6 protein-coding genes are annotated in these 8546 nt (G+C 28.4%); 5 read left to right on the forward strand and 1 reads right to left on the reverse strand.

The window, feature by feature from the left end:
- Positions 1 to 117: 117 nt before the first annotated feature.
- A complete protein-coding gene (locus KGF50_RS18575; protein WP_227849439.1) occupies positions 118 to 951 on the reverse strand; it encodes a MerR family transcriptional regulator in 834 nt (277 codons plus the stop codon).
- A gap of 72 nt (positions 952 to 1023) precedes the next feature.
- Between KGF50_RS18575 and KGF50_RS18580 the strand changes: the two genes are divergently transcribed.
- The 5 genes from KGF50_RS18580 to KGF50_RS18600 all read left to right on the forward strand — a co-directional run bounded on the left by KGF50_RS18580 (position 1024) and on the right by KGF50_RS18600 (position 8348).
- Complete coding sequence (locus KGF50_RS18580) at positions 1024 to 2751, forward strand: ABC transporter ATP-binding protein (protein WP_227849440.1); 1728 nt, start codon at positions 1024 to 1026, stop codon at positions 2749 to 2751.
- 95 nt (positions 2752 to 2846) lie between these two features.
- Complete coding sequence (locus KGF50_RS18585) at positions 2847 to 4652, forward strand: ABC transporter ATP-binding protein (RefSeq protein WP_413926842.1); 1806 nt, start codon at positions 2847 to 2849, stop codon at positions 4650 to 4652.
- A gap of 329 nt (positions 4653 to 4981) precedes the next feature.
- Entirely contained in the window at positions 4982 to 5671 is a 690-nt protein-coding gene (locus KGF50_RS18590; RefSeq protein WP_227849442.1) for a polyphosphate polymerase domain-containing protein, read from the forward strand.
- Between the two features lie 84 nt (positions 5672 to 5755).
- Positions 5756 to 6430 carry a DUF4956 domain-containing protein gene (locus KGF50_RS18595; RefSeq protein WP_413894762.1) on the forward strand — a complete coding sequence of 225 codons (675 nt, stop codon included), beginning with the start codon at positions 5756 to 5758 and terminating at the stop codon, positions 6428 to 6430.
- Between the two features lie 16 nt (positions 6431 to 6446).
- The gene (locus KGF50_RS18600; protein ID WP_227849443.1) at positions 6447 to 8348 is read left to right on the forward strand and encodes a CotH kinase family protein; all 1902 of its coding nucleotides are present in this window, start codon (positions 6447 to 6449) and stop codon (positions 8346 to 8348) included.
- The last annotated feature ends 198 nt before the right edge of the window (positions 8349 to 8546 follow it).

The raw sequence follows: 8546 nt of genomic DNA on the forward strand, positions 1-8546 counted from the left end.
TTTTTTCAGTGACACGGCTACATCCGTAATCTACACCTAGGCCTTCTTCGGCAGCGTAAAATTTGTATAAGAGACAGTTTTAGTTTTGTGTAAAAGTAAAATTAGTTGTAGTTGTTTTTAAAGTTGTTTAACTTCAATTGAGATTTGAGTTATATATTCATCAATATCTCGGACGCTTATATCATATAGAAGATATTCTTCATAAACAAAATCTCCTATGCATAAATTATTATCCTTAAAAAAGTTTAATAATTTTTTATAAGTTGTTTCAAGTGTATCATAACCTCCCTTATGATAAGCAGTTACATAGAGTCCTTTTGGTTTGATTGATATTGGACATTTTTTGTATCCGCTATTAACTTTAGTAAACAAGTATGAATATGATTCAAAATTTTTATTTAGTATATCCTCACCTTTAATAATAGAACCAATCAAACAATCATCACTTAGTTCATAGTTATCCATAAAATTGATACATTCATATAAGAATTTCTCTTCATCGTCTCCCATAAATTGTTCAGTTTCTATAAGAGGACTTTTAACTATATATTCTTCTTCATGTTCTTCTAAAGTAATAGTATTTATATCAATATCACAAGCTTTTTTAGTAAGTGCAATAGTGGATTCCATTAAAGTTTTAATATTATTTAATTTTTCAATCTCATTATTAATATCAATACTCTTTTTTTCTAAAAGTTCAATTAATAAACTTGGAGTTCGTTTATCTATATAAGCTTTAATTTCTTTTAAAGGCATTTTTATTTCTTTAAGTGAGGAGATTATACTAAAAATACTAAGTTGATGATATGAGTAGTACCTATATCCATTTTCTTTTTTCAATTCTGGAGAGAAAAGACCTATATCATCATAATGAAAAAGAGTTTTTTTATTGACTCCACAAATCTTTGCAAATTCACCAGTGGTAAAGTAATTTTTTGAATTTTGGCTCATAATTAAAATTCCTCCTTGACTATCCTGTTACAGTATAGTTTATCATAATATTTTGTAAAGGAGTGTGAAAGTATGAAAAAATTAATTCGTTTTTTAAAACCGTATAGAGTTTTGATTGTTACAATGTTGATATTTACGTTTTTGCAAACACTTGGAACTTTATATATACCAACTCTTACGGCAAGTATAGTAAATAATGGTGTAGTAAAGGGAGATATAAATTATATTGTAAAAACAGGTGTATTGATGCTAATAGTAGCAGGAATAACAGCTCTATCAGCTGTATTAGTTTGTAAAGTATCAGCAAATCTTTCATCGGGATTTTGTAGAGATATTAGAGAAGCAGTATTTGTAAAAGCTCAAGAATTATCAATAAATGATTTTAATAAAATAGGTACAGCATCTATGATTACTAGGAGTACTAGTGATATTACTTTAATAGGTCAATCTTTATTTATGTTTATTGAGTTGGTGTTACCAGCACCAATTATAACTATTTCTGGATTATTTTTAGCTTATTCTATAGACAGAGTAATGACAATTATTATTGTTGTAATAATGGTTTTATTCATGCTATTTGCATGCTTAGTTGGTAAAAGAGTTATCAAATTATTTAAGATAATGCAAATAAAAATGGATAATATGAATAGAGTGTTACGTGAAGCTGTAACTGGAGTAAGAGTTATAAGAGCTTTTAATAGAAGTAGTTTTGAAAAGAATAGATTTGATAAAACTGCAATAGATTATTCTCAAACAGCAATTTCAATAAATAAGATATTTGCAGTACTTATGCCTATTGTAATGTTAATAATGAATTTAGGTATAGTAAGTATTATTTGGTTTGGTGGGATAAGAGTAAGTAATGGAAATATGGAAATAGGTCATATAATGGCATTAGTTGAGTATTGTATCTTAATTTTATTTTATCTAATCATGGCAGTAATGGTATTTATGTACATACCTAGAGCAGGAGCTTGTGCAGATAGAGTAAATCAAATATTAGACATAGTACCTGAAATTGTAGATGGAAATAATTCTGAAAATATTATTTCAGAAAGAGGGCATTTAGCCTTTAAAAATGTAACATTTTCATATTCAGAATCAGAGGAACCTGTCTTAAGCAATATAACATTTGAAACAAACTCTGGAGAAGTAACGGCAATTATAGGAAGTACTGGTTCTGGCAAATCTACGATTGCAAATGTAATACCACGTTTTTTTGAAATTCAAGAAGGTGAGATATCTATAAATGGTCAAGATATTAAGAATATGTCTCAAAAAGAGCTTAGAGATAAAATTGGATTTGTACCACAAAAAGCATTCTTATTTAGTGGAACAATAGAAGAAAATATAAAGTATGGAAAAGAAGATGCAAGTATTGAAGAAATAAAACATGCAGCAAACATAGCTCAAGCCGATGAGTTTATTTCTAGTATGGAAGATAACTATGATTCATTTGTAGCTCAAGGTGGAAACAATTTATCTGGTGGACAAAAGCAAAGAATTTCTATTGCAAGGGCATTAGTTAGAAAGCCAGAAATATATATATTTGATGATAGTTTTTCTGCATTAGATTTTAAGACAGATAAAAAACTTAGAAGAGCATTGAAAGATGAAATTAAAGATTCAACAGCTATAATTATAGCACAACGTATAAGTACAATCATGGATGCCAATCAGATTATAGTTTTAGACGAAGGTAAAATTGTAGGTGTTGGTAAACACAAAGATTTACTTAGAGAGTGTGATGTTTATAAGCAAATTGCAGATTCACAGCTTAGTAAAGAAGAGCTTGCATAGCAAAAAAGAAAGTCAATTTGTTTATTTGGAGGTGTAATATGAGTGAAAATATAACAGAAAAAAAAGAAGTAGATGTACTTAGTTTTGAAGATGGTATGTCAGCAGAAAAAGCTAAGGATACAAAAAGAACTACAAAAAGACTATTAAAATATATGTCAAAACAAAAGTTTAAGATACTAACAATTTTTATTGCAGTATTAATAAGTTCAGCGCTTACAGTTTTAGCACCAATGATTATGGGGAAAGCTATTGACCAATTATTTAATGGAATTAAAACGGCGGTCCAAACTGGCACAAAATTTAGTGTAAACTTTAGCACTATGGGAGGTATAATATCAGTACTTTTAAGCTTGTATTTGCTTAGTTCAGTATTTATATACATACAACAATATATTATGGCAGGAGTTGCACAAAATTTAGTTCTTAGTATGAGAGAAGATTTAAGTGATAAGCTAAATAAACTTCCACTTAAATATTATGACTCACATAAAAAGGGAGAAACTCTTAGTATAGTTACAAATGATTTAGAAAAGGTTGCAGATAGTCTGCAAGAAGGATTAATGCAACTTATTACAGCAGTAGTTACGGTGATTGGTTCTATAGTTATGATGATAAACATAAGTATATCACTTACAATAGTATCAGCTATAACATTAGGAGTTTCATTATGTATTACTATTGTAATTGCTGGAAAATCACAAAAAAGATTTTCAGAAAACCAAAAGGCTTTAGGTGAATTAAATAGTAACATAGAGGAGATGTTTACTGGTCAAGTGGTAGTTAAGGCGTTTAGTAAAGAAGAAGATACTATTAAAAACTTTAAAATAGTAAATCAAAATCTTTATAATGCTAGTAGAAAAGCACAATTCTCATCATATTCAATATCTCCAATCATTAGATTTGTAAATCAAATTGGGTATGTGGTTATAGCAGTTGTAGGTGGTATATTTGCAGCGAATGGAACAATGACTCTTGGTAGTATACAGGCATTTATTCAATATGTAAATCAATCATCAGAGCCTACTACAGAAATATCTTATATTACAAATATGCTTCAAGCAGCAATTGCATCTGCTGAGAGAGTGTTTGGAGTTATGGATGAAATAGAGGAAGTAAAAGATAAAGAGCCTTCAAAAGTTATAAATATACCTAAAGGTAAGGTAGAATTTGAACATGTTAAATTTGGATATAGTGATGATTCTATTCTTATGAAAGATATTAATATTAAGTTAAATGCAGGAGATAAGATTGCAATTGTTGGGCCAACAGGAGCTGGAAAAACAACTCTTGTAAATTTACTTATGAGATTTTATGAGATACAAGAGGGTAGAATTACTATTGATGGTATTGATATAAAGGATTTAAAACGTGGAGAACTTAGAACAATGTTTGGAATGGTACTTCAAGATACATGGTTATTTAATGGAAGCATAAAAGAAAATATCGCTTACAGTAAATCAGATGCTACAATGGAAGATGTTGTAAGAGCAGCAAAAGCAGCAAGAGTAGACCACTTTATAAGAACTTTACCTCAAGGATATGATACTATATTAACGGAAGATGCTTCTAATTTATCTCAAGGTCAAAAACAACTTTTAACAATTGCCAGGGCAATACTTTCAGACCCATCAGTGTTAATTCTCGATGAAGCAACTTCTAGTGTAGATACTAGGACAGAAGTTGAAATTCAAAAGGCTATGAATAACTTGATGAGAGGAAGAACTAGCTTTGTTATCGCACATAGATTATCAACTATTCGTGATGCAGATTTAATATTAGTAATGAAAGAAGGTACTATTATTGAACAAGGAAACCATAAAGAGCTTCTTGATAATAAAGGATTTTATGAGGAACTTTATAATAGTCAATTTTCAAGAGAATATGATGAAGAAGTTGTATAATTTAATGGAAGATTTATAATCTATATTCCATGATTTTTAAAGAATAAAACCAACTCAATGACTTACTTTGAAAATAAGTAACATGAATAAAGGCTATGTAGAATACAAAAACATTTGATGTATTCTATATAGCCTATTTATTTTGTCATTATGGTGTAAAGCTTAAGCATGAGATAAAATTGGAAACATTAAATTATCTGAAAAACTTTCTTTGCCACATATATGCCATAAAGATGCACTTATTTTACGGAGATTTAACAAAGTCGAGTAAAGTATACTCTAAATATAAAATAAATCAAAGTTAGTTAAAAAATTGAGAGGTGATAAAAATGGAAAAAAAGTTAAACTACAGATTTGAAATGAAACATAAAATAACTGAAGCGGATGTCTTAGCTTTGAAATCAAGACTTTATCCAATAATGAAAAAAGATGCAAATGCATCAAAAGATGGAAAATATCTTATTAGAAGTTTATATTTTGATACACCAGAAGATAAAGCTCTTTTTGATAAGCTAAATGGTGTTGCAATAAGAGAAAAGTTCAGAATAAGATTTTATAATAATGATTGTTCTTTTATAAAATTAGAAAAAAAAATAAAACACTATAATATGACATCAAAGCTATCAGCTAGTTTAACTAAAAAAGAAGTATTGAAGATATTAAATAATGATATTGAATTCTTAAAAGAATCAACAAACTGTTTATTAAGGGAGTTTTATTTAAAGATAAAATGTGAAAGATTGGAGGCAAAAAGTATAGTCGATTACGATAGAGAAGCTTTTATTTATCCAGTTGGAAATGTAAGAGTTACAATCGATAGTGACATCAAAACTGCTGTAAATTCAACTGATTTATTTAATAAAGAATTGCCAACTGTTTCAGTTATTGATGAAAATATGACTGTATTAGAAGTTAAATATGATGAATTTATACCAGATTTTATAAAAGATTTAGTTCAAATTAATAAAACTACTTCTACAGCTGTTTCAAAATATGCATCAAGTAGGTTATATACATAAGAATAAAAATTTAAGATTTAGATAAAGACATGTTTAAATAAAATTTAAAGAAAAAACAAAGAAATAGGAAGGATGATTTTAATTATGACATTTAATGATATTTTTAAGTCAAGTTTTATAGAAAACGTATCAGGTTTTTCATTTGTGGATAGTGCTTTAGCTCTAGGCTCAGCATTTTTAGTTGGTTTGTTTATATATATGGTTTATAAGAAGACATATATGGGAATTATGTATTCTCGACCATTTAATGTATCACTTGTAGCACTTACTATGCTTACAACTTTTGTAATATTGGCAGTTACATCAAATGTAGTCTTATCTCTAGGTATGGTTGGAGCTTTATCTATAGTAAGATTTAGAACAGCAATTAAAGACCCAATGGATTTAGTATTTCTATTTTGGTCATTGGGTTCAGGCATAGTTTTAGGGGCAGGTTTAATTCCATTAGCTGTAATGGGGTCAATAATTATGGGATTAATTTTAATCTTTTTTTCAAATAAAACAATATCTGAAACACCATATATATTAATGGTAAATTGTAATAATGAAGATTCAGAAGACATTGCAACTGATAAAATCAAAAGGGTATTTTCTAAATATCAAATAAAATCAAAGAGTGTGACACCAGAAAAAGGTATAGAGTTGGTGTTTGAAGTTAGAATGAAAGATGGAGAAACAAGTCTTATAAATGATTTAAGTCAAGTAGATGGAGTTACTAATGCAGTTCTTGTAAGTTACAATGGTGATTATGTAGCATAGAGAGGAGTAATCTTTTATGAAAGATAAAAAACTTACCCTTCTTATCTCATTTATGGTTGTATTTTTATGTGCAATAGTTGGAATATACAGTATATCTGGAAATAAAGGTGTTGATTTATATAGTGATGCGTATATTGAAAAATATTTTGATAGAGACAAAGTTATGGAAATTAATATAGAAATAGATGATAGTGATTTAAAAGATATGAATGAAAATGCTATAAAAGAAGAATTTAAAGTTGCAAAAGTGACTGTAGATGGTGATTCATATGGAAATGTTGGAATCAGGACTAAAGGAAATTCCAGTCTTACATCTGTAGCAAATAGCGATAGTGATAGATATAGTTATAAGATTAATTTTGATAAATATAACACTAGTCAAAGTATGGAAGGGCTTACTCAATTAAATCTTAATAACTGTTACTCTGACCCCTCTTATATGAGAGAGTTTATAACATATAGTATTTGTGAAGATATGGGATTAGCTACTCCAGAATTTGCATATGCAAAGGTTTCTATAAATGGTGAATATCATGGTTTATATTTAGCAGTGGAAGGATTAAAAGAATCTTATCTTGAAAATAACTTTGGAGATGTAACTGGTGATTTATATAAGTCTGATGAAGGTGCTTCATTGGAGTACAATGGAGATGATTCAGAAAGTTATTCAAATTTAATAGTTGAAAGTGATAAAAAAACAGCTGATTGGTCTAAGGTCACAAAACTATTAAAATCTCTAGATACAGGTGAAGACATTGAAAAGTATCTTGATGTAGATTCTGTTCTTAAAAATATAGCAATAAATACAGCTTTATTAAATCTCGATAGTTATCAAGGTAATTTTGCTCATAATTACTATTTATATGAACAAGATGGAGTATTTTCTATGTTACCTTGGGATTTTAATATGTCATTTGGCGGATTTGGTGGTGCTGGTAAAGGCGAAGATGAACAATCAATATATATTGATGAACCAACAACAGGTAATTTAGAAGACAGACCTCTAATATCTGCATTATTAAAAAATGAGACATATAAAACAAAATATCATGAATATCTAGAAGAGATAGTAACAAAATATTTAGGTTCAGATTATCTAGAAAATATGACAACAAAAGTACATGACTTAATAGCATCATATGTAAAAGAAGACCCAACAGCATTTTATACATATGAAGAATTTGAAAAAAATATAACATCTTCAATTGAAAGTTCTAATGATGATAAAGGTGGTAATAAGGGCTTTGGCAATCAAGAATTTAATAATAAAGATTCTAATGATGAAAATAACGAAAATAAAAGTGATGAAAAAGGAGTTAATGCAGAGCTTACTTTAAGTGAAGTCAAAAATAATACAGATAATCAGGATGTAGACAATAATGAAGATAAGAATAATACAAATAACAAAGATAGCACAAATAACAATGAAAGCGATGATAAGAGTAAAGAGAATTTAGAGGGTCCTATGGGTAAAGGAGGAAAATCAATACCAGGAGTTTTAGAAGTTGCAGAAACTATGAGTAAAACGATAAAAGCTCAGTTAAGTGGAGAGTCTTCTTCAACGAAGGAAACCTCTGATAATGAAAATTCAAGTGATAATAAAGACATGAAAGAAGCTGATGAAGGTATGAATGGTATGCCAGAACCACCTGAAGGGATAGGTGGCAATATGCCACCAGGTATGGGAAATATGGATAAAGGAGATATGAATAATAAACAAAATGGCAATATGAACATGGATAAAAATCAAGGTAATCCAAAAGAAGCTGGAAACTTTGGAGGCAAAGGAGGAGGTTCTATGAGTAAAACAACAGTATATTCTAAATTGATTTTAGGTGGAACTTCTATGTTAATTATGTCAGCTGTGTTGATAGGTATATCAAAAATAAATCGAAGAAAATTTATAAAGTCAAAATAAAATAAGGATAAACAAATACTAATACTGTTAAGTTTAGATATTTTCTTAACAGTATTTTTTTGTGAAAAATAAATTAATTAGTAGCTTAGATTAATACACTGTTAAAATATTACGCTATATCCTAATATAGTAAAATTTAATTAGGATTAAAAAGTTTATAGAAAAAAACAATTAGACAAATTATGGAAAGTATAATAC

It is taken from the genome of Clostridioides sp. ZZV15-6598 (genome assembly GCF_020657705.1).
Lineage (GTDB): Bacteria > Bacillota > Clostridia > Peptostreptococcales > Peptostreptococcaceae > Clostridioides > Clostridioides difficile_F.